General features: G+C 60.5%; 21 protein-coding genes. 9 read left to right on the forward strand and 12 right to left on the reverse strand.

Going from position 1 to position 22,280, the window contains the following annotated elements; all coding sequences use genetic code 11:
• Window positions 1-70: 70 nt before the first annotated feature.
• Window positions 71-703 (forward strand): LysE family transporter, encoded by a 633-nt coding sequence (locus EJA70_RS16685; RefSeq protein WP_158832113.1) that lies wholly within the window; start codon window positions 71-73, stop codon window positions 701-703.
• A gap of 183 nt (window positions 704-886) precedes the next feature.
• On the opposite strand, the gene EJA70_RS16690 is transcribed toward EJA70_RS16685, so the two are convergent.
• The 5 genes from EJA70_RS16690 to EJA70_RS16710 all read right to left on the reverse strand — a co-directional run bounded on the left by EJA70_RS16690 (window position 887) and on the right by EJA70_RS16710 (window position 5,651).
• Window positions 887-1,630 carry a penicillin-binding protein activator LpoB gene (locus EJA70_RS16690; RefSeq protein ID WP_158832115.1) on the reverse strand — a complete coding sequence of 248 codons (744 nt, stop codon included), beginning with the start codon at window positions 1,628-1,630 and terminating at the stop codon, window positions 887-889.
• A gap of 3 nt (window positions 1,631-1,633) precedes the next feature.
• A complete protein-coding gene (gene lpoB, locus EJA70_RS16695; RefSeq protein ID WP_008084530.1) occupies window positions 1,634-2,221 on the reverse strand; it encodes a penicillin-binding protein activator LpoB in 588 nt (195 codons plus the stop codon).
• 36 nt (window positions 2,222-2,257) lie between these two features.
• Window positions 2,258-2,632, reverse strand: coding sequence for a YcfL family protein (locus tag EJA70_RS16700; protein ID WP_008084528.1), 375 nt, complete (start codon window positions 2,630-2,632; stop codon window positions 2,258-2,260).
• Window positions 2,633-2,647: 15 nt separating this feature from the next.
• Entirely contained in the window at window positions 2,648-4,042 is a 1,395-nt protein-coding gene (locus EJA70_RS16705) for a COG3014 family protein (RefSeq protein WP_158832117.1), read from the reverse strand.
• A 208-nt stretch (window positions 4,043-4,250) separates the two neighbouring features.
• Complete coding sequence (locus EJA70_RS16710) at window positions 4,251-5,651, reverse strand: COG3014 family protein (protein WP_158832119.1); 1,401 nt, start codon at window positions 5,649-5,651, stop codon at window positions 4,251-4,253.
• A 191-nt stretch (window positions 5,652-5,842) separates the two neighbouring features.
• Between EJA70_RS16710 and EJA70_RS16715 the strand changes: the two genes are divergently transcribed.
• Both EJA70_RS16715 and EJA70_RS16720 read left to right on the forward strand, forming a co-directional pair.
• Window positions 5,843-7,738, forward strand: coding sequence for an FTR1 family protein (locus EJA70_RS16715; RefSeq protein WP_158832121.1), 1,896 nt, complete (start codon window positions 5,843-5,845; stop codon window positions 7,736-7,738).
• Window positions 7,739-7,849: 111 nt separating this feature from the next.
• Entirely contained in the window at window positions 7,850-8,305 is a 456-nt protein-coding gene (locus EJA70_RS16720; protein ID WP_127930187.1) for a YaiI/YqxD family protein, read from the forward strand.
• A gap of 88 nt (window positions 8,306-8,393) precedes the next feature.
• On the opposite strand, the gene elbB is transcribed toward EJA70_RS16720, so the two are convergent.
• The gene (gene elbB / locus EJA70_RS16725; protein ID WP_008084520.1) at window positions 8,394-9,062 is read right to left on the reverse strand and encodes an isoprenoid biosynthesis glyoxalase ElbB; all 669 of its coding nucleotides are present in this window, start codon (window positions 9,060-9,062) and stop codon (window positions 8,394-8,396) included.
• 115 nt (window positions 9,063-9,177) lie between these two features.
• On the opposite strand from elbB, the gene EJA70_RS16730 reads away from it, so the two are divergent.
• Entirely contained in the window at window positions 9,178-10,413 is a 1,236-nt protein-coding gene (locus EJA70_RS16730; protein ID WP_158832123.1) for a sterol desaturase family protein, read from the forward strand.
• Here the strand turns inward: EJA70_RS16730 and EJA70_RS16735 are convergent.
• Window positions 10,394-11,044 (reverse strand): DedA family protein, encoded by a 651-nt coding sequence (locus EJA70_RS16735; protein WP_158832125.1) that lies wholly within the window; start codon window positions 11,042-11,044, stop codon window positions 10,394-10,396. The genes EJA70_RS16730 and EJA70_RS16735 overlap by 20 nt on opposite strands.
• A gap of 207 nt (window positions 11,045-11,251) precedes the next feature.
• Here EJA70_RS16735 and hemB point away from each other — a divergent pair, with 207 nt between their 5' ends.
• Entirely contained in the window at window positions 11,252-12,265 is a 1,014-nt protein-coding gene (hemB, locus tag EJA70_RS16740) for a porphobilinogen synthase (protein WP_158832127.1), read from the forward strand.
• 18 nt (window positions 12,266-12,283) lie between these two features.
• Window positions 12,284-14,506 (forward strand): polyphosphate kinase 1, encoded by a 2,223-nt coding sequence (gene ppk1, locus EJA70_RS16745; protein WP_008084505.1) that lies wholly within the window; start codon window positions 12,284-12,286, stop codon window positions 14,504-14,506.
• A gap of 163 nt (window positions 14,507-14,669) precedes the next feature.
• Here ppk1 and ppx read toward each other — a convergent pair whose 3' ends face one another.
• The 5 genes from ppx to EJA70_RS16770 form a co-directional block, all read right to left on the reverse strand.
• Window positions 14,670-16,172: an exopolyphosphatase gene (gene ppx, locus EJA70_RS16750; protein WP_158832129.1), complete on the reverse strand. Its 1,503-nt coding sequence runs from the start codon at window positions 16,170-16,172 to the stop codon at window positions 14,670-14,672.
• A 235-nt stretch (window positions 16,173-16,407) separates the two neighbouring features.
• Window positions 16,408-17,145, reverse strand: a complete 738-nt coding sequence (locus tag EJA70_RS16755) for an amino acid ABC transporter ATP-binding protein (protein WP_008081407.1) — start codon at window positions 17,143-17,145, stop codon at window positions 16,408-16,410.
• The gene (locus EJA70_RS16760) at window positions 17,132-17,782 is read right to left on the reverse strand and encodes an amino acid ABC transporter permease (RefSeq protein WP_158832131.1); all 651 of its coding nucleotides are present in this window, start codon (window positions 17,780-17,782) and stop codon (window positions 17,132-17,134) included. The genes EJA70_RS16755 and EJA70_RS16760 overlap by 14 nt, the downstream gene beginning before the upstream one ends.
• Complete coding sequence (locus tag EJA70_RS16765; RefSeq protein WP_158832133.1) at window positions 17,779-18,453, reverse strand: amino acid ABC transporter permease; 675 nt, start codon at window positions 18,451-18,453, stop codon at window positions 17,779-17,781. The genes EJA70_RS16760 and EJA70_RS16765 overlap by 4 nt, the downstream gene beginning before the upstream one ends.
• Before the next feature lie 21 nt (window positions 18,454-18,474).
• Window positions 18,475-19,260 carry a transporter substrate-binding domain-containing protein gene (locus EJA70_RS16770; protein ID WP_158832135.1) on the reverse strand — a complete coding sequence of 262 codons (786 nt, stop codon included), beginning with the start codon at window positions 19,258-19,260 and terminating at the stop codon, window positions 18,475-18,477.
• Window positions 19,261-19,516: 256 nt separating this feature from the next.
• Between EJA70_RS16770 and EJA70_RS16775 the strand changes: the two genes are divergently transcribed.
• The 3 genes from EJA70_RS16775 (at window position 19,517) to rho (ending at window position 22,185) form a co-directional block, all read left to right on the forward strand.
• Complete coding sequence (locus EJA70_RS16775; RefSeq protein ID WP_158832137.1) at window positions 19,517-20,224, forward strand: FadR/GntR family transcriptional regulator; 708 nt, start codon at window positions 19,517-19,519, stop codon at window positions 20,222-20,224.
• A gap of 120 nt (window positions 20,225-20,344) precedes the next feature.
• A complete protein-coding gene (gene trxA, locus EJA70_RS16780; RefSeq protein ID WP_003206727.1) occupies window positions 20,345-20,674 on the forward strand; it encodes a thioredoxin TrxA in 330 nt (109 codons plus the stop codon).
• 251 nt (window positions 20,675-20,925) lie between these two features.
• Window positions 20,926-22,185, forward strand: coding sequence for a transcription termination factor Rho (rho, locus tag EJA70_RS16785; protein WP_003229334.1), 1,260 nt, complete (start codon window positions 20,926-20,928; stop codon window positions 22,183-22,185).
• Window positions 22,186-22,280 lie beyond the last annotated feature (95 nt).

Consider the following 22,280-nt stretch of genomic DNA (forward strand, 5'->3'; position numbering starts at 1 on the left):
CGATCTTTTGCTTTTAGCTCCGATCCGCATTAGCTTGAGCGTCTGTCACGATTCAGATGCGAGGTGTGCGATGGAGCTTCAAACATGGCTGGCGTTTTTTGCCGCCTGCTGGGTGATCAGTCTGTCCCCGGGTGCTGGCGCCATTGCGTCGATGTCCAGCGGTCTGCAATACGGTTTCTGGCGCGGTTACTGGAATGCCCTCGGCCTGCAGATTGGCCTGGCGGTGCAGATTGCGATTGTCGGCGCCGGCGTTGGCGCGATCCTGACCGCTTCGGCGACTGCCTTCCACGCGATCAAATGGTTCGGTGTCGCTTACCTCGTGTATCTGGCCATCAAGCAATGGCGCGCGCAGCCCATGGACATGAGCGATGACGCGGCGGTGCGGCCGATCGGCAAGCCGCTGGCATTGGTGTTCCGTGGTTTTCTGGTCAACATCAGCAACCCCAAGGCGCTGGTGTTCATGCTGGCGGTGCTGCCGCAGTTCATCAATCCGCATGCGCCGCTGCTGATTCAGTACGTGGTGATCGGCGCGACCATGATCTGCGTCGACCTGATTGTGATGGCCGGTTATACCGGTCTGGCCTCGAAGGTGCTGCGTCTGTTGCGCACACCGCAGCAGCAGAAGCGCATGAACCGCGCGTTTGCCGGGCTGTTCATTGGCGCGGCGGCGTTTATGGCGACGCTGCGCAAAGCAGCCGCCTAAACCTCACAGACACACAACTGTGGTGAGGGGATTTATCCCCGATGGGCTGCGCAGCGGCCCCTTCTTTTAAGATCAAGAGGGGGCCCGCTTCGCGAGCCATCGGGGATAAATCCCCTCACCACAAAGTCCACAGCACAAGAGTCCCCAGCACAAAGTTCACATCAGATTTGTGCAGGCCTGCAATCAGCGCAGGATCACCGGCGCAGTATCGCGCGGCAGGTTGTTGCGCTGCGGTGCTTCGCGCGGCTGCTCGTAACCGCCACCACCGAGCTGCATGCTCAGTTGACCGGCTACGTCTTCACCCAAGGCCTTGGACACGTCACGTACCACCCGTGGGCGGTTCAGTGAGATCTTGATGTCGCGATGGTTCACCAGTTTGGTGTCCTGCGCTTCGCCCATCGCCGTGAAGGCCGAGGTGATCTCGAAGGTCTTGGTGTTGATCAGGCTGAAGTCCGCCACCAGCGTCAGGCCCAGCACCGCCGAATAGCTGTCGGTGTTCGCCAGCTCGTTGATGTCCTGGGTGAAGTCGATGTCCGACACCGTCCCGAACAGCACATAGTCGGCACCTTTGAAGTTGCCGGCCTTGATCCGCTTGATCACATCGTAGATGTCACCCTTGGACGAAGCGGTGTACGGCGTGCCCTGGATCAGCTGGAACATGCCGGTGCGGAGAATTTCACCCTTGATGTCGCCGGTGAATTTACGCAGCTCGGCCTGCTCGATGTAGCTGGTGTTCGCTTCGTACTCGTTGTAGTTCGACGAGCCGCTGGAGCTGTAGTAACCCTCGCGGTAATTGTTCTGCGACGAAACGATGTGGATGTATTGCTCCACACGTTCCTGGTACGCCAGATCCGTTACCGCGACTTTCGGGGCCGCTTGCACGCTGAACGCGCAAGCCAGGGCCATCATGCCAATCCATGCGCGCATCAATTAACGCTCCGTGGTTTTGCGGATCTCTTTTTCGTCCATCCACTCGGCCAGACCGCTTTCAACGTCGATCAGTTGCAGGCTGAATTTGTAGAAGACGTCCTTGTAGTCGCTGCTGCGCTTGACGATCGAGCTGATCGAACCTTCCAGACGGTATTTGGCAGCAATCATGTTGCCAGTCTTGGCCACGGTGCTTTTCTTGTACAGACCGCTCTGGTTTTGCAGCTTGAGCTGGTCGACCTGGCTCTGCATGGCGGTGTTGTCGCTGGCGAAACGGGCGACGCCGGTCTTCATCAGCTGAGTCTTGATGCTGGTGGTGATCTCACGCGTGTCGATGTATTCGCTGGTCTTGTTCTTCACATCGTAGACCTGAACCACCGGGCGACCTTGCAGGATGCCGGACTGAGCCATCGAACGGGTCATCGACTCGGCAATCATCTGCAGGTCGGTCGAACCGAATTCGTTGGTCACGGTTTCAACGGCTTTGGTATCGCCGTAGCTGATGTTCTTGCTGCCCAGGGTCGGCGAAGTGTTGACGCAGCCGGAGGCCAGCAGGGCAATAACGGCGATGCAGGAAAAGCGTGCAAACATGGGAATGCTCTCTAAATCAGAAATAGGGTGGCGGGCTTACGGCGTCTTGAGTTCCAGACGGAAGTCCACGGCTTTCGGCGTCGGGGCGATGCCCTGGATGAAGCTGGTCTGGGCGCCGTACATCATCTGGCTTTTCCAGACTTCCTCGTCGGCAATCGGGAAGCCTTCCGGGCCGAGCCAGGCGAAGCGGTAGTAGAACGTCTTGTTGCTGTTGAGGGTGTTGCTCAACTGCACGTTGACGGTCATGAAACCGTTTTCGCGGGCGACGCGCATGGCGCCGACGACGATGTGTTTCTGCGGACCCATGGCCACGACTTTGCTCGCGGCGCTGCCCGGCTCAGGTGGTGGCGGGGTGGCGCAGCCGCTCGCCAGCAAGGCGAGGGCGGCGACGGCGATGAGTTTGAAGCGCATGCAAAGACTCCGTTCTTAAGGTTGTTTGAGGCTGGCGACGTTGGTCGCACTGGCACTCGGGATCACGTGGGCGGCCAGACCGCCAGCGAACACCTGGTTACCGACGGCGCGCAGGCTGATGACCTGATAACGCTGGTCGACGGTGACCTTGACCACCGAGCCGCCAACAGCGCTCGGCAGGGTAACCTGATGCTCGCCTTTTTTCAGGCGCAGACGCACCACTTGGGTGTAGTCCGGCAGGGTACGCCACGTACGGGTATCGGCACCTTCGAGCACAGCTGAAGAGATACCGACAGCCAGACCGGCCAGCGGGTTGGTTTCGTTGATCTTCTTCTGCGCCACGCCTTTGGTGATTGCGCGCACGGTGGTGCGCACGATGATCCCCGGCATGTCGTCGCGCAGGGCACGACGCGACATCGCCGTGGTGCTGTTGAGGGCCGTCAGGTCAACCTGCTGACCGTCGACACCGATCTGCGCGAAGGTGGCGGTGGAGGTGTCCGGTTTGATCACCGGGAACGACAGCGGCGTGATCACCACGCTGTTGGAAATCGGCAGCGGCAACGGAATGCGGATCGAGTCACGTGCCGGCGCCAGGCCGCTTTGCACCACGATCAGGATGTCGCTGTCGTCGGATTTGACCGGCTTGTCGAGGTTGATCAGCGCCTGCTCCAGCAGCGGCGTGTTCGGACGCAGTTCGGCGGCCTTGCGGTAGCCCGGTGCAGCCAGGCCTTTCTCGCCCAGGGCTTCATAGACGAAACCGGAGAGGTAATGGCTGAACGCACTCTGGTAGCTGTTCTTCAGGCCGACGACTTCCGGTGCATCGAGGCTGGCGACCGGATAACCCTGCAGGTCTTTGTACTGGGTCTTGACGCCTTCTTTCTCGGCCTCTTCTTCGCTCTTGAGGTATTCCTTGTCGCGCAGGTCGGCGATCACCGCTTCACGCTCGTGAGTCCGCTTGATCGCGGTGCGTGCGCCGTCAAAGTCATTCACCGCCAGCAGGTTCAGGGCCATCTGCGTGGTCAGCATGACTTTTTCATAGTCGTAGCCTTCGTAACGACGCACCTTGTCGTTGACGATGAAGCTGCCGAACTGAGCCAGGTACTTACCAGTGTCGAGCTTGACCGAGTCTTCCCACTGACCGACCACCTGATCGGCGCTGGTCCAGGCGCTCTGGCTGCCGGACAGGTCACCCTTGGCGCGCAGCAACTCACCTTTCTCGAAGTAATAGAGCAGGTCTTTGTCCGGGCCGCTGTTGTTCTTTTCCAGCAGGGTCAGCGCAGCCTCGACGTTGCCGGTCGCCAGTTGCTGATTGGTCTGGGCCAGTTCGGAGTCGTAATTGCGGAAAGCGGAACAGCCGGACAGCAAAGTGACCGCGCTGAGCGCGATCAAGGAGGGAGCGCGGAATGCCATGGGGGTACTTCTTCCCTGGAGTAAATACAGCCGCGGATGCTGGTCGGGCTGGTGTGACCCATCGACAGTGGCGCTGGCCTCCTGCCAATTCCTCATATCCTGAGGAGCTTTAATGCCGGTTCGCGTTAGCGAGGGCGCGGCATTATAAGCGGCGAATGGTGGCTATGTAATAGCTTTTTAATTGCACTGGTTTGTTAGGTGCCATTACTTATTTCAGGTTCGATACCACGCTGCTTACCGGTGCTCCACTGGACTGAAATGCACTGCCATTGGCAAATATTCGATCGCCCAGGGCGCGCAGACCAACGACTTGGCGGTTCTGGTCGATGCGGATTTTCAACGGAGCAGTCCCCGGGGTATTGGGGAGGCTGATCAAGTGGTCGCCCTTCTTCAGGCGCAGGCGCACGACTTGGGTGAGGTTGGGCAAGGTGCGCCAGGTGCGTGTGTCGGCCTGCTCGAAACCGTCCCAGTGGGTGACATACGAAGCTTTGCTCGGATCGCGTCGATTGTCCGTGGCCTGAACGTCCGCCGCCAGAAAGGCCCGGTAGGTGGTGCGCTGGATAATGCCTGGCATGTCGTCACGCAGGGTGCGCAAGGACATGTCGGTAATGCTGTTGACCGCGATCAGCTTGTTCTGCCGACCGTCGACGCTCACTTGATTGAAGGCGGGGGTCGACGTGTCGGGCACCATCACCGGGAACGAGACATTGGCGACGATGACCTGACCGTCCTCAAGCTTCACCGGATACGGTACGCGCACCGAGCTGCGGGCTGGCGCCAGACCGCTTTGGACGATGATCAGCACGTCACTTTCGTCGGCCTTCAGCCCAGGACTGTCGAGGTCGCGCAGGGCCTGCTGGAAAAACGCCATGTCCGGACGCAGCTCGATCGCCTGACGATAGCCGGGTGCCGCCAGATCTTTTTCACCGAGTGCCTCGTAGGTGAAGCCCGCGAGGTAGTGACTGAACGCGCTCTGATAACCGTTCTTCAAGGCAATCACGGCGGCCGATTCCAGCATGACTACCGGGTAGCCTTGCAGATCCTTGTAGTGAACGCGAGCGCCGTTGGCCTTGGCCGCGTCTTCGACCCGCTCGTATTCCAGTTCCCGCTGCCGGGCGATCAGTGCTTCACGCTCGTGGGTTTTCTTGATGTCGGCACGGGCGCCGTCGAAGTCATTCAGGGCCAGTTGATTCAGGGCCATTTGCGTGGTCAGCATGACCTTTTCGTAATCGTAGCCATCGTAGCGCCGCAGCTTGTCATTGATGATGCTGCCCCACTGATTGCCCATGGCGGCGAGCAACTTGTCGCCGGTGGTTTCTATGGTGTCCTGGCGCTGTATGACCATCTGCTCGGCGCTGCGCCAGGCGACCTGGCTCTGTGGGAACTCACCGCCAGCGCTCAATACCGCGCCCTTCTCGAAGTAATAGAGCAGATCCTTCTCTTCGCCCGGGTTGTGCGCCTCGATCAAGGCGAGCGAGCCATCGATGTTGCCGGCCTTGAGCTGTTGCGTAGTCTGTTGCAGTTCCAGGTCGTAATCGCGATACGCGGCGCAGCCGCTGACTTGCAAAATGGCGACGATCAGCAGCGATGGCAGCAGGCAATGGCGCATGAGCGGGTTCTTCCTTGAACGGACAGTACGAAGAGGTGACGCATTATAGGGGTGGATGATGGCTAACTGCTTTGATGATTTTTCAGGGGCCGATGAGCATCGTGGTGTTCACCTTGGCAACGACAAAGCTTGAGGGATTCGTCGTCGGAGTGAACAATATGTAACTCCGTATTTCCCCTTGAGAACCTTTCATGACTGCCTCGTCCCGCTTTCTGGCCTGGCTGGTGTTTCCGCTGTGCGCCCTGAGCAGTTTCAATCTGCTGGCCGATACCGTGGAAGGCGCGCCGCAAGCGCTGCACCTGCTTGATTACATCAGCGCCGATTACCCGCCGACGGTCGAGGCGGGAAAAATTCTCGACGACGCCGAATACCGCGAGCAGCTGGAATTCACTCAGGCGTTGCAGAGCCTGATCAGCGCGCTGCCGGCCAAGCCGGAAAAAATCGCGCTGGAGCAGGGCGTCGAGGCGCTGCACAGCGCGATCACGGCGAAGCAGGACGGTGCGGACGTCGCCCGCCAGGCGCGGCAACTTGGGGCGAAACTGGCCGTGGCCTATGAAGTCAGCCAGGCACCGATCATCACCCCGGACCCGACACGTGGCGCGCCGCTGTATGCGCAAAACTGCTCGGTGTGTCACGGCGACAGCGGCGCCGGTGACGGCCCGGCGGCGCTCGGCATGACGCCCGCGCCGGCCAACCTGCGTGACGCTGCGCGGATGGATCACCTGAGCCTGTATGCGATCTACAGCACCCTCGGTCAAGGCGTCGAAGGCACCGACATGCCGGCGTTCGCCGATCAGCTCGACGATCGCCAGCGCTGGGATCTGGCGACGTACATCGCCGGGTTCAGTGCCGATGCAACGGCCGCCAACTCCGAGAAAACCTACAACATTGCCGATCTGGCGCGTCAGACCCCGGCCGAAGTGCAAGGCGCCGAGGGCGCGCCAGCGGCGGCGACGTTCCGTGCCCAGCGTGCCCAGCCACCCCAGGTCAAGCGCGGCCCGGCGCAGTTGCTCGACTACACCGCGGCGACGCTGGACAAGAGTCTGGCGGCGTACCGTGCCGGTGAGCACGATCAGGCCTATGACCTGTCGGTAGCGGCGTATCTGGAAGGCTTCGAGCTGGTCGAAAGTTCGCTGGATAACGTCGACGCCAACGTGCGCAAAGACACCGAAAAATCGCTGATGGCTTACCGTCAGTCGTTGCAGGACGGTTTGCCGGTCGAGCAGGCCGAGCAGCGTCTGGACGCGGCCAAGGCCAAGCTGAAGGAGTCCGCCGGGCTGCTTGGCAGCGATGGCTTGAGCTGGTCGCTGAGCTATATCTCCGGTTTGCTGATTCTGCTGCGCGAAGGTCTGGAAGCGATTCTGGTATTGGCGGCGATTCTGGCGTTCCTGCGCAACACCGGCCAGCAATCGGCGGTGCGCAGCGTCAACGTCGGTTGGGGCCTGGCGTTGCTGGCGGGGCTGGGCACTTGGGCGCTGGCGGCGTATGTGATCGACGTCAGTGGTTCGCAACGGGAGTTGCTCGAGGGCGCGACGGCGTTGTTCGCCAGCGTCATGGTGTTGTGGCTGGGCGTGTGGATGCACGACCGTCGTCACGCAGCGGCCTGGCAGGATTACATCAAGAGCAGTCTGGTCGGCGGGGGCGGGCGCTTCGGTTTTGCGATCCTCGCGTTCTTCTCGGTGTATCGCGAGTTGTTCGAAGTGATCCTGTTCTACGAAACCCTGTGGTTGCAGGCAGGGCCAGCCGGGCATGACGCGGTGCTGGCAGGCGGGGCGACGGCGCTGGTGCTGCTGGTCGGTCTGGCGTGGGTGATTCTGCGCGGTTCGGCGAAATTGCCGCTGACGTTGTTCTTCAGCATCAACGCCGCGCTGCTCTGTGCGTTGTCGGTGGTGTTTGCCGGGCATGGTGTGAAGGCATTGCAGGAAGCCGGGATCTTCGGCACGCGGCCGGTGGCGTTCTTTGAGTTTGACTGGCTGGGGATTCATGCCGATGCGTATTCGCTGACGGCGCAGGCGGTGGCGATTCTGGCGATTGTGGTGTTGTATGGGCGTAGTTGGGTGGCTGAGAAGAAGCGGGTCGTCGCCTAAAAAGCATTCGCTGGTGCTCATAATCGCGGGCAAGCCACGCTCCCACAGGTTTAGCGTTAACCTTGTGGGAGCGGGCTTGCCCGCGATGCTTTTTGGAATGAGGAAACGATGATGCGTGTATGGATCGATGCCGACGCTTGCCCACGGGCGGCGAAGGATCTGGTGGTGAAGTTCGCCCTCAAGCGCCAGTACGAAGTGGTGCTGGTGGCCGGGCAGCCACAGATCAAGCCGGGGCTGGCCATCGTCAAATTGATCGTGGTACCGAGCGGGCCGGATGCGGCGGACGATTATCTGGTCGAGCACGCGGTGCCGGGGGAGCTGGTGATTTGCAGCGATATCCCGCTGGCCGATCGCCTGGTGAAGAAGGGCGTGGCGGCGCTCGACCCGCGCGGCAAGGAATTCGATGCGCAGAACATGGGCGAGCGGCTGGCGGTGCGCAACCTGTTCACCGACTTGCGTGAACAGGGCCAGATGAGCGGCGGCCCGGCGCCATTCGGCGATCGCGAGAAGCAGGCGTTTGCCAATGCGCTGGACCGGATTCTCACGCGCCTGACCCGCAAACCCTGAAAAGATCGCAGCCTGCGGCAGCTCCTACAAGGTCGGCGGGCGCGACATCAAACCTGTAGGAGCTGCCGAAGGCTGCGATCTCTTGATCTCAGGCGTCGTTTTCGTGGGTCAGTTCGAGCACGCGGTCGACCAGTTTGTTGATCCCCGAAGCAGCCTCGCTGATGTTCTGCGCCAGCATGTAAGCCGGGGTCGTCACCAGTTTGCGCGCCTTGTCTTCGATGATCTCGGTCACCGCGCAATCTTCGTGGGTGGCGCCCATCTTGTTCATCGCCGTCGCGGTGTCGGCGTCATTGCCGATGGTGCAGGTCACGCCCGGGCCGTAGATCTTCGCGGCCAGAGCCGGCGAAATGCACATCAAACCCACTGGTTTGCCCGCTTCGGCAAACGCCTCGGCCAAGGCCAGCACTTCAGGCTGCACGCTGCAGCCAGCGCCTTCCACAGCGAAGTTCGACAGATTCTTCGCCGCTCCAAAACCGCCGGGCACGATCAGCGCATCGAAGTCATCGACGTCGGCTTCGCGGATGTCCTTGATGTTGCCACGGGCAATCCGTGCCGACTCGACCAGCACGTTGCGGGTCTCGGGCATTTCTTCGCCGGTCAGGTGGTTGATCACATGCAACTGCGCGATGTTCGGGGCGAAGCACTGTACCTGCGCACCGCGTTGATCAAGGCGCAGCAGGGTGATGACGCTTTCATGGATCTCGGCGCCGTCGTACACGCCACTGCCGGACAGGATCACTGCGACTTTTTTGCTCATGGGTTTCTCTCCAGATTCATGGCGCTAAATGTCCACTAAATTGTCGCGCGTTGCCATAGGGTACACGGGCGGCTACACCTAGGATCTGTTCATACGATTGCGAGCAGGGCGCGTCATGGACTTCATTCTGTATGCGGTGCCGTTTTTCCTCGTGTTGATTGCGCTCGAACTGGTCGCCGACCGCTGGCGCGGGGTGAGCAACTATCGCCTCGCCGATGCGGTGAACAGCATCAGCACCGGCGTTTTGTCGACCACCACCGGGTTGTTGACCAAGGGCGTCGGCCTGCTGACGTATGCCTTTGCCCTCGATCATCTGGCCTTGCTCAGACTGCCGGCGGACCGCGTCTGGGTCTGGGTGTTTGCGTTCGTCCTCTACGACTTCTGCTACTACTGGCTGCACCGCATGGGCCATGAACGCAATATCCTCTGGGCCGCGCACTCGGTGCATCACCAGAGCGAGGAGTACAACCTTTCCACCGCGTTGCGCCAGACCAGCACCGGGTTTCTGCTCGGCTGGATTTTCTATCTTCCGATGGCCGTGCTCGGCGTGCCGTTGCTGGTTTTTGTCAGCGTCGCGGCACTGAACCTGCTTTATCAATTCTGGGTACACACCCGACACATTCCCAAGCTCGGCTGGTTCGAGTGGTTCTTCGTTACGCCGTCCAATCATCGGGCTCACCATGCACAGAACGCTCTCTACATGGATCGCAACTACGGCGGGGTGTTCATTTTTTGGGATCGTCTGTTCGGCACGTTTCAGGAAGAGGACGACAACGAACCGGTGATTTTCGGCGTGACCACGCCGCTGGCGAGCTGGAATCCGCTGTGGGCCAACCTGCAGTTTTATGCGCAGTTGTGGGAAGACGCGCGGCGGGCCGAGCGCAAGTGGGACAAGCTGCGGATCTGGTTCATGCGCACCGGTTGGCGCCCGGCGGACGTCGCGGCGAAGTATCCGATGAGCAAGCCGGATCTGGCCCGCTTCCGTAAATTCGAAGTGCCGCTTGAGCGTCGTCAGCAGTTTTACGTGGCGCTGCAGTTTTGCGTTTACATCGCGCTGGGCAGTTATCTGATGAATCTGGAGCGCAGTCTGCCGACCGCCGCGCTGTTGCTCGGCTGGGGCGCAGTGGCGTTCGGGGTGTTTACGTTGGGCGTGAGCCTGGAGAATCGCCCGTGGGCGCTGAAGGTCGAGCTGTTGCGGCTGGGGTTGAATGTGCCGCTGGTGTGGCTGGCGCCGCTGGTTGGTTTGTGGCCGGCCAGCCCGATGATCTGGGCTGGCTTGCTCGGGTACAGCCTGCTCAGCGGCATCGGGCTGTACAGCTGCCGTCAGCGCGTTACTCGACTGGCGGTTTAGGTTCGGCGGACTTGGCTGGTTCGGCGAGCTGGAGTTGTTCAGCTTTGGCGGCTTGCTCGTCCTCGTAGATCTTCTTCGCCAGGCGCGCATTCTTGAAGCGGCGACGCAGCCACAGGCCAACACCGAGTACCAGCAGCGCACCCAGCACCCACAGCTCGTACTTCTTGATGCTGCCGAGCATGCCTTCCAGCACCGCGCCGAAGTGGTAAGCCGCAGCCGCCAGCGCCGTGGCCCAGATCGCCGCGCCAATGCCGTTCAGCAGCAGGTAACGTCCCGGCGGATAGCCCGACAGGCCGATCGCCACCGGCATCACCGTGCGCAAGCCATAAACGAAGCGGAAGCTCAGCACCCAGATGTCCGGATGTTTGCGAATGTGCTCCAGCGCGCGGTCGCCCATCATCTGCCAGCGCGGTTTGCGCGCGAGTAATTTGCGCCCGTGCTTGCGGCCGAGGAAGTACCACAGCTGATCGCCGGCATAGCTGCCGAAGAACGCCACGACCACCACCACGTTGATGTCCATGTATCCACGAAACGCGAGGAAGCCCGCGAGCACCAGAATGGTTTCGCCTTCGAAGAACGTGCCGAGGAACAAGGCAAAGTAGCCAAAGTCATGCAGAAATTGTTGGAGCATTGTCTGGGTGCTGGCGAAATGAACGCGCAGCCTAACCCTTCGGACACATTCATGAAAGTGTCGAAATGTGTCTCGACGTGAACAATTCCTACACTGAGAATGGAATGCGGCTACGTGACACAGGTCTCACACAACTGTCATCTGTTGGTCATAATGGCCGTCTATAACTGTCACGCTCGCCCGTTTGCGCGGGCTCAGGAGTCCGCCGTGAGCTTTACCCCCGCCAACCGTCTGTTCCCTGCCACGCGCCTGCGCCGCAATCGCCGCGACGATTTTTCGCGTCGGCTGGTGCGGGAAAATGTGCTGACGGTGGATGATCTGATCTTGCCGGTATTCGTGCTCGACGGTGAGAACCGCCGCGAAGCCGTGGCCTCGATGCCCGGTGTAGAACGCCTGACCATCGACCTGCTGCTCGAAGAAGCCGCCAAGTGGGTCGACCTGGGGATTCCAGCGCTGGCGCTGTTCCCGGTCACACCTCCTGAATTGAAATCCCTCGACGCCGCTGAAGCGTGGAACCCTGAAGGCATCGCCCAGCGCGCCACTCGCGCCTTGCGTGAGCGCTTCCCGGAACTCGGCGTGATCACCGACGTTGCGCTTGATCCGTTCACCACTCACGGTCAGGACGGCATTCTCGACGAAGAAGGCTACGTCCAGAACGACATCACCGTCGACGCACTGGTGCGCCAGGCACTGTCCCACGCCGAAGCCGGCGCACAGGTGGTGGCGCCGTCGGACATGATGGACGGTCGCATTCAGGCGATCCGCGAAGCGCTGGAAATCGCCGGCCACGTCAATGTGCGGATCATGGCCTACTCGGCTAAATACGCCAGCGCCTATTACGGCCCGTTCCGCGATGCCGTGGGTTCAGCTTCGAATCTCGGCAAGGCCAACAAAGCCTCTTATCAGATGGACCCGGCCAACAGCCACGAAGCGCTGCACGAAGTCGGTGCGGACTTGTCTGAAGGCGCGGACATGGTCATGGTCAAACCGGGCATGCCGTATCTGGACATTCTTTTCCGGGTAAAAGATGCCTTCAAAGTGCCGACCTTCGTCTATCAGGTTAGTGGCGAATACGCCATGCACATGGCGGCGATCCAGAATGGCTGGTTGAGCGAGGCGGTGATTCTCGAATCACTGACCGCCTTTAAACGTGCCGGCGCTGATGGCATCCTGACTTACTTTGCTGTCCGTGCCGCTCAATTGTTACGAGAGCAGAAATAGCCCTCCCAGGAACATTCAATGAATACCGAAGGACTCACTGAAGTTGCAGTAAAAGAAGCTCAGCCGGTGGTGGAGCAGATCACCGAGACCCCGCCGGAACTGGAGCCAGCGCCACCCGCGCCGGCGGCCGAACCTGCGGCGGTGCCGGCGATTGCCATTCCCGGTCTGGATGACAGCAGCCTGTACATCCACCGCGAGCTCTCGCAATTGCAGTTCAACATCCGCGTGCTGGAACAGGCGCTGGACGAGTCCTATCCGTTGCTGGAACGTTTGAAGTTCCTGCTGATCTTCTCCAGCAACCTCGATGAATTCTTTGAAATCCGCGTCGCCGGCCTGAAGAAGCAAATCACCTTCGCCCGTGAACAGGCCGGTGCCGACGGTCTGCAACCGCATCAAGCACTGGCGCGGATCAGCGAGCTGGTGCACGGCCATGTTGATCGTCAGTACGCGATCCTCAACGACATCCTGTTACCGGAGCTGGAAAAGCATCAGGTGCGCTTCATCCGTCGCCGCAACTGGACGGTCAAGCTCAAGACCTGGGTGCGCCGCTACTTCCGCGACGAGATCGCGCCGATCATCACCCCGATCGGCCTCGACCCGACGCACCCGTTCCCGTTGCTGGTGAACAAGAGCCTGAACTTCATCGTCGAGCTGGAAGGCATCGACGCCTTTGGTCGCGACTCCGGTCTGGCGATCATCCCGGCACCGCGTTTGCTGCCGCGGATCATCAAGGTGCCGGAAGAAGTCGGCGGCCCGGGCGACAACTATGTGTTCCTGTCGTCGATGATCCACGCCCACGCCGATGACCTGTTCCAGGGCATGAAGGTGAAGGGCTGCTATCAGTTCCGTCTGACCCGAAACGCCGACCTGGCGCTCGACTCCGAAGATGTCGAAGACCTGGCCCGCGCGCTGCGTGGCGAGTTGTTCTCGCGTCGTTACGGCGATGCGGTGCGTCTGGAAGTCGCTGACACCTGCCCGAAACATCTCTCGGACTACCTGCTCAAGCAGTTCAACCTGAGCGAGAGCGAGCTGTATCAGGTCAACGGCCCGGTCAACCTGACGCGGTTGTTCAGCATCACCGGTCTGGACAGTCATCCGGAGCTGCAATACACGCCGTTTACCCCGCAGATCCCGAAACTGCTGCAGAACAGCGAAAACATTTTCAGCGTGGTCAGCAAGCAGGACATCTTGCTGCTGCACCCGTTCGAGTCGTTCACCCCGGTGGTCGACCTGCTGCGTCAGGCGGCGAAAGACCCGCACGTTCTCGCTGTGCGCCAGACTCTGTACCGTTCCGGCGCCAACTCCGAGATCGTCGATGCGCTGGTCGATGCCGCGCGTAACGGCAAGGAAGTGACGGCGGTCATCGAGCTGCGTGCGCGCTTCGACGAAGAGTCCAACCTGCAACTGGCCAGCCGTCTGCAAGCGGCCGGTGCGGTGGTGATCTACGGCGTGGTCGGTTTCAAGACCCACGCCAAGATGATGCTGATCCTGCGCCGTGAGGCCGGCGAAATTGTGCGTTACGCGCACCTCGGCACCGGTAACTACCACGCCGGCAACGCCAAGCTTTACACCGACTACAGCCTGCTGACCTCCGACGACGCCTTGTGCGAAGACGTCGGCAAACTGTTCAGCCAGTTGATCGGCATGGGTAAAACCCTGCGCATGAAGAAGCTGCTGCATGCGCCGTTCACCCTGAAGAAGGGCATGCTCGACATGATTGCCCGCGAGACCCAGTTCGCCGTCGAAGGCAAACCGGCGCACATCATCGCCAAGTTCAACTCGCTGACCGATCCGAAGATCATCCGCGCGCTGTACAAGGCCAGCCAGTCCGGCGTGCGCATCGATCTGGTGGTGCGCGGCATGTGCTGCCTGCGTCCAGGGATTGCCGGGGTTTCGCACAACATCCATGTACGCTCGATCATCGGCCGCTTCCTCGAGCACACCCGAGTGTTCTACTTCCTCAACGGCGGCGACGAACAGATGTTCCTTTCCAGCGCCGACTGGATGGAGCGCAACCTCGACAAACGCGTCGAGACTTGCTTCCCGGTAGAAGGCAAAAAGCTGCTGACCCGGGTGAAGAAAGAGCTGGAGCTGTACCTGACCGACAATACCCACAGCTGGAGCCTGCAGTCGGATGGCCGTTACATCCGCAACACGCCGACCGGCAACCAAAACCCGCGCAGCGCGCAGGCAACGTTGCTGGAGCGACTGGGCAGCCCGATATTGCCGGTGAGCAGCTGACTTTCAGCCGAATAAAAAAGGCGATCCCACGGGATCGCCTTTTTTGTACCCAAAATCCCTGTAGGAGCTGTCGAGTGAAACGAGGCTGCGATCTTTTGATCTTAAAAACAAGATCAAAAGATCGCAGCCTGCGGCAGCTCCTACAGGGGGGATTTGCGGTGTGTCAGTGGACGGTGAGGACGATGCCCACCCGCGTCAGCCAATCGGCTTCGAGGCCGAAATCCGCCTGCGTCAGTTGGTTCTCGTCCAGCCAGTTCTCCGGGAATTCCACATCCAGGGTGTTGCCCTTGGCGTGCAATACCACCTGCGGCATGGTCTGGGTGCCACGAATATGGTGGAACAGGATCGCAAAGCGCAGCAGCACGCACAGGCGGATCAGCTTGTCGTCGTCGTCGCCGAAGTCGGCGAACTTGTCCTTGGGAATATTGCGGCGATGGCCGCGCACCAATAGGGCGAGCATCTGCTGGTCTTCGCGGGAGAAGCCGGCGAGGTCGGAGTGCTCGATCAAATAAGCGCCGTGTTTGTGGTAGTGATAGTGAGCGATATCGAGGCCGACTTCGTGCACTTTCGCCGCCCAGCCAAGGAGTTCGCGCCAGATGCCGTCGTCCAGCTCCCAGTCCACCGCAACCTGATCGAACGCGTGCAAGGCTTTGCGCTCAACCCGTGCCGCTTGTTGCAGGTCAACGTGATAACGCTCCATCAACGAGGTCAGGGTGCGCTCGCGCACGTCTTCGTGATGATGGCGGCCGAGCAGGTCATAGAGCACACCTTCACGAAGTGCGCCGTCGCAGTGATCCATGCGTTGCAGTTCGAGGGCATCGAAAATCGCTTCGAGAATCGCCAGACCCGCCGGGAAAATGGTCCGGCGATCAGGCTTGATGCCTTCGAAATCGATCTTGTCGACGTCGCCGAGCTTGAACAGCCGACGCTTGAGCCAGGCCAAGCCTTCGGCGTTCACTTCGCCGGTGCCATGGCCGCCGGCCTTCAGCGCCAGGCCGATGGCGCGGATGGTGCCCGAGGAGCCGATGGCTTCATCCCAGGTCAGGCGGTGCAGGGCGTGTTCGATGCTCATGATCTCCAGCCGCGCCGCCGTGTACGCCTGGGCGTAGCGGGCCGGGGTGATCTTGCCGTCCTTGAAGTAGCGCTGGGTGAAGCTGACGCAGCCCATTTGCAGGCTTTCGCGCAGCAGCGGCTCGAAGCGCTGGCCGATGATGAATTCGGTACTGCCGCCGCCGATGTCGGCGACCAGGCGTTTGCCCGGGGTGTCGGCGAGGGTGTGCGACACGCCCAGGTAGATCAGGCGCGCCTCTTCACGGCCGGAGATGACTTCCACCGGATGGCCGAGGATTTCTTCGGCGCGGTGAATGAATTCGAGGCGGTTGCGCGCTTCACGCAGGGCGTTGGTGCCGACGATGCGCACGGCGCCCAGTGGCATACCGTTGATCAGTTGGGCAAAGCGCTTGAGGCAATCGAGGCCGCGCTGCATCGATTCTTCGTTGAGCTTGCGCTCATCGTCGATGCCGGCCGCCAGTTGAACCTTCTCGCCGAGCCGCTCAAGAATGCGGATTTCGCCGTTCTGGGCCTTGGCCACGACCATGTGAAAGCTGTTGGAGCCCAGGTCGATTGCGGCGATCAGGGACAGATTCTTGGCTTGGGATTGCGGCATGGTCAGGGGGTCTCGGTCGATAACCTCGACATCGTGCCACGATCAAACGCTGGCGCCAACGCGCACGGTTCAAACCCTTGATCTGACACAGGAGTGCGGGTGACCGCTGCGCGGTCAATCGCGGGCAAGCCCGCTCCCACAGGTTTTTGCGTCGAATGCACAATCCTGTTCCTACATAGAACCCTGTGGGAGCGGGCTTGCCCGCGATGAGGCCTTAAAAGCCCCTGCATCTCTTTCAGGCCACCGCTTCAACCGTACCAATGAAATTCGCCAGCTCCGCCGTCTGCGGATTGGCAAACAGCACCTTCGGATCGCCCACCTCATGCACCTTGCCGTGGTGCATGAACACCAGTTTGTCGCCGACCTCGCGGGCAAAACGCATTTCGTGGGTGACCATGATCAGCGTCATGCCTTCCTTGGCCAACTGCCGCACGACGCTGAGCACTTCGTTGACCAGTTCCGGGTCAAGCGCCGAGGTGATCTCGTCGCAGAGCAAAACCTTCGGCGACATCGCCAACGCCCGAGCAATCGCCACGCGCTGCTGCTGACCACCGGACAACCGATCCGGGAAGGCATCGAACTTTTCCCCAAGGCCAACGCGCTCAAGCATCTCGCGCGCCAGTTCCGCCGCCTTGGCTTTCGGCACTTTCTGCACCACCTGCGGCGCGAGCATGACGTTCTCACCGACGGTCAGGTGCGGGAACAGGTTGAATTGCTGAAAGACCATGCCGACCTTCTGCCGCAGACTGCGCAGGTCAGCGCGGGCAGCATCGAGGTATTCGCCATCGACTTCGATCACGCCATCGTTGATCGATTCCAGACCATTAAGCGTGCGCAACAGAGTGGATTTGCCCGAGCCGCTACGGCCGATGATCGCCACGACCTGGCCTTCCTCGACGCTGAGGTCAATGCCTTTGAGTACGTGGTGATCGCCGTAGTATTTATGCAGGGCGGAAATTCTAAGCAGAGGCATGCAGTCTCCTTTCCAGGTAGCGCGCACTGAGGGACAAGGGGTAGCAGAGCAGGAAGTAGCCGAGGGCGACGAGGCCATAGACCATGAACGGTTCGAAGGTGGCGTTGGCGAGCATGCCGCCGGTTTTGGTCAGCTCGGTGAAACCGATAATCGAGGTCACCGCGGTGCCTTTGACCACTTGCACCGAGAAACCCACGGTCGGCGCCACGGCAATGCGCATCGCTTGCGGCAGGATCACGTAGCGCAATTGCTCCAGAGGATTGAGCGCCAGACTCGCCGAGGCTTCCCACTGGCCATGCGCGATCGACTCGACGCAACCGCGCCAGATCTCCGCCAGATAAGCGCTGGTGAACAAGGTCAGGGCAATCGCTGCGGCCATCCACGGCGAGATTTCAATCCCGGCCAGCGCCACGCCGAAGAACACCAGAAACAGCTGCATCAACAGTGGCGTGCCTTGGAACAGCTCAATCCAGGTGCGGGCGATGCTGCTCGACACAGAGTTTATTGAAATGCGCATGATCAGGATCAGCAGCCCGACGAGGCCGCCGCCGATAAACGCCACCAGCGACAACGCCAGCGTCCATTGCAGGCCGATCAGCAGGTTGCGCAGGATGTCCCAGAAGGTGAAGTCACTCATGCGCGGCTCCCGCTTCGACTGATGTAGCGGCGACCGATCCAGTTGAGTAGCTGGCGAATCAGCAGCGCCATGCACAGATAGATCAGCGTGGTCAGCGCATAGGTTTCAAAAGCGCGGAAGTTGCGCGACTGAATGAAGTTGGCGGCGAAGCTCAGCTCTTCGGTGGCGATCTGCGAACACACCGCCGAGCCGAGCATGACGATGATGATCTGGCTGCTCAGCGCCGGCCAGACCTTGCCCAGCGCTGGCAACAGCGCCACGTGGCGGAACGCTTCGAAACGCGTCATCGCCAGCGCCGCGGCGGCTTCCAGTTGTCCGCGCGGAATTGCCTGAATGCCCGCACGAATAATCTCGGTCGAATAGGCGCCGAGGTTGATCACCATCGCCAACACCGCCGCCTGCCACTCGGAAATCTGCACGCCCAGCGATGGCAGGCCGAAGAAGATGAAGAACAACTGCACCAGAAACGGCGTGTTGCGGATCAACTCGACGTAGACGCCAAAGATTGCCGATAACGGGCGGATGTTCCACGCCCGCACCAACGCCCCGACAATCCCGACGCCGACCCCGAGCAACGCACCAATGGCCGTCAGCTCAAGGGTAAACAGCGCGCCGCGCAGCAACAGGTCGGTGTTTTGCACCACCGGCATGAAATCGAACTGATAAGCCATGAAGGTCTCCCGCGCAGTCGATCAGAGATCGGCCGGCAGCGGCTCTTTCAGCCAGGTCTGCGAATTCTTTTCCAGCGCGCCGTCAGCTTTGGCGGTGGTCAGGATGTCGTTGACCTTGGCCAGCAGCGCCGCTTCGTTCTTGTTCACGCCGACGTAGACGGGCGAATCCTTGAGCTTCACTTTCAGCGCCGGCACGCGTTTCGGGTTCTTTTCGCTGATCGCGACCATCACCACGTTGCCGCTGGCGATCAGGTCGACCTGCCCGGCGAGGTAAGCGGCGATGGTCGAGTTGTTGTCTTCGAAGCGTTTGATGGTCACGCCTTCAGGGGCGACCTTGGTCAGCTCGATGTCTTCGATGGCGCCACGGGTGACGCTGATGGTCTTGCCCTTGAGGTCGTCGAGGCTGGCGATGGCAGCATCTGGCGGGCCGAACACGGCGAGGTAGAAGGGTGCGTAGGCGCGGGAGAAGTCGATGACTTTCTCGCGCTCGGGGTTTTTGCCGAGGCTGGAAATCACCAGGTCGACCTTGCCGGTGGTCAGGAACGGGATGCGGTTGGTGCTGTTCACCGGGGTCAGTTCGAGTTTGACCTTGAGCTGGTCGGCCAGCAGTTTCGCCGTGTCGATGTCGAGGCCACGAGGTTTCATGTCCGGGCCGACCGAGCCGAACGGCGGGAAGTCCTGCGGCACGGCGACTTTCAGCGTGCCGCGTTTGACCACGTCGTCGAGGCCGTCGGCGTGAGCGGGTACCTGGCTGAGCAGCAGGCTGGAAAACAGAGCGGCGAGGAGGGCGCTGTAACGCTTGGTCATGGACAATCTCCGGATCGGCGAGAAGTGATTTCTGCGTTCGGACAGAGCATGCGCCGTGCCAATACATGGGTTTCGCCCCGGCAGACCGCGGTTTCAGCGGCTTTGTTCGGTCTTACTGGTCTGAACAGTCAGGTTGTTTTTCGCACTGCGATAGCGCATCAGGCTCGATCACCGAACCCCGCTGGGGCACGACTTGCCGGACTCGGCGAATAGCTTTACAACTAGCCGCACATTGGCCTGACGCGTCTGAAAAACCATGAATTCGATTTCCCGTGCGGTACCCGAAGTGGCGCTGCAAGCGATCCGCAAACTGATCACCGAACAGGGTTTCGGCGCCGGCGATGCCTTGCCGTCGCAACGGGACCTGGCGTTACAGCTGGGGGTGAGCCGGGCGTCGTTGCGCGAGGCGTTGTCGTCGCTGAGTGCGTTGGGCGTGGTCAGCATTCAACCGGGTAAAGGCGTTTTCGTGCAGGCGCCGATGGAGTTGTCGCGTGGCGACAGCGCGCCGGGCTGGTCATTCGCCGCGCAGGCATCGCCGCTGGATATCTTTCAACTGCGCTATGCACTGGAAGGTTTTGCCGCAGGTCTCGCGGCAGTGACGTTGAGCACGGTTGATCTGGATGCGCTGGAAGACAACGTCGCGGCCATGCGCGAGCAATTGAAGGCCAGCGACTTTGAAGCCGCGGCGAAACTCGACTTTGAATTCCACCGACGCATCCTCCTGGCCAGCGGCAATCAGGCGATGCTGAGCATCCTCACCGCCAGTGCCGAGATGTTCCTCGAGAGCCAGAAGCTACCGTTCATCCGTGCCGAACGCGCCATGGAAACCTGGCAGGAACACCGCAAAATCCTTCGCGCCCTCGCGCGCCGGGCCTCCGCTGCTGCGCAAAAAGCCATGCAGGAGCACGTACGCAACGCTGCGCTGCGCACCGGAATCGCCTTCATCGCCCCCGCTACCGCTTGACTTGAGCTATACCCAAACTCATGGGGCACCATAGCAAGACTCAATCATCTGCGGCTTCCTGAACAGGGGAAGGGCGGCTATGATGGGCCACGTTTTTTTGCTTACAACCTGGAGAATTCCATGAGCAGCGATCTTATCAAACACGTTAGCGACGCTAGCTTCGAAGCCGACGTACTCAAGGCCGAAGGCGCTGTCCTGGTCGATTACTGGGCTGAATGGTGCGGTCCTTGCAAAATGATCGCTCCGGTTCTGGACGAGATTGCCGAGACTTACAAAGGCAAGCTGACCGTTGCCAAACTGAACATCGACGAAAACCAGGAAACCCCGGCCAAGCATGGCGTGCGTGGTATCCCGACGCTGATGCTGTTCAAGAACGGCAACGTTGAAGCGACCAAAGTCGGCGCCCTGTCGAAGTCGCAACTGGCGGCTTTCCTCGACGCCAACATCTAAGCGTCGCTGCAAAGTGCCTGAAAAAAAGCCCCGCAAAATAGCGGGGCTTTTTGCGTATTCAGGGCTAGACGCTCCGAAACTCAGGTGGTACATTCGGCCCCGCACTGGTTTCTCCATTGCCCCCTGCTAGCCGTCGCCGACGCACTCCTTTTCGAATTAGTTCGCGATCCTGTCGCCTTCTCCGCGGCGCGGCCTCATTAAGCCAAAAGCTTAATTTCCCCCCCCTCCATAAATGATTACGTCATTCCTATATGAATCTGACTGAACTCAAGCAAAAGCCGATTACCGAACTGCTCGAATTGGCCGAACAGATGGGCATAGAAAATATGGCCCGTTCGCGCAAGCAGGACGTGATTTTCTCCCTGCTGAAAAAGCACGCGAAAAGCGGCGAGGAAATCTCCGGTGATGGCGTGCTGGAGATTCTCCAGGACGGCTTCGGCTTCCTGCGCTCCGCTGACGCTTCCTACCTGGCCGGCCCGGACGATATCTACGTCTCGCCAAGCCAGATCCGCCGCTTCAACTTGCGCACCGGTGACACCATCGTTGGCAAGATCCGCCCTCCGAAGGAAGGCGAGCGGTATTTCGCACTGCTCAAGGTCGACACGATCAACTTCGATCGTCCCGAGAACGCGAAAAACAAGATTCTCTTCGAGAACCTGACCCCGCTGTTCCCGACCGTGCGCATGAAGATGGAAGCCGGCAACGGTTCCACCGAAGACTTGACCGGTCGTGTGATCGACCTGTGCGCCCCGATCGGCAAAGGCCAGCGTGGTCTGATCGTTGCACCGCCGAAAGCCGGTAAAACGATCATGCTGCAGAACATCGCGGCAAACATCGCCCGTAACAACCCTGAAGTTCACCTGATCGTGCTGCTGATCGACGAGCGTCCGGAAGAAGTAACCGAAATGCAGCGCACCGTGCGCGGCGAAGTGGTTGCCTCGACCTTCGACGAGCCGCCGACCCGTCACGTACAGGTTGCCGAAATGGTGATCGAAAAGGCCAAGCGCCTGGTCGAACACAAAAAAGACGTGGTGATCCTGCTCGACTCCATCACCCGTCTGGCCCGTGCCTACAACACCGTGATCCCGAGCTCCGGCAAGGTATTGACCGGTGGTGTCGATGCCCACGCCCTGGAGAAGCCAAAGCGTTTCTTCGGTGCTGCGCGTAACATCGAAGAAGGCGGCTCGCTGACCATTATCGCCACCGCGCTGGTTGAAACCGGCTCGAAAATGGACGAAGTGATCTACGAAGAGTTCAAGGGTACCGGCAACATGGAGCTGCCTCTGGATCGCAAGATCGCCGAGAAGCGCGTGTTCCCTGCGATCAACATCAACCGCTCCGGCACCCGCCGCGAAGAGTTGCTGACCGCCGACGACGAACTGCAGCGCATGTGGATTCTGCGCAAGCTGCTGCACCCGATGGACGAAGTCGCCGCGATCGAGTTCCTGGTCGACAAGCTGAAAACGACCAAGACCAACGACGAGTTCTTCCTGTCGATGAAGCGCAAGTAACATCGCGGTGTGAACCGACAAAAATGGCGTCCCTCGCGGGGCGCCATTTTTTTGCCTGTTTTTTGCCCGAACGATGGGACGTTGGCGATCTGCTA

The organism is Pseudomonas sp. PB103, assembly GCF_009764635.1.
Taxonomy (GTDB): Bacteria; Pseudomonadota; Gammaproteobacteria; order Pseudomonadales; family Pseudomonadaceae; genus Aquipseudomonas.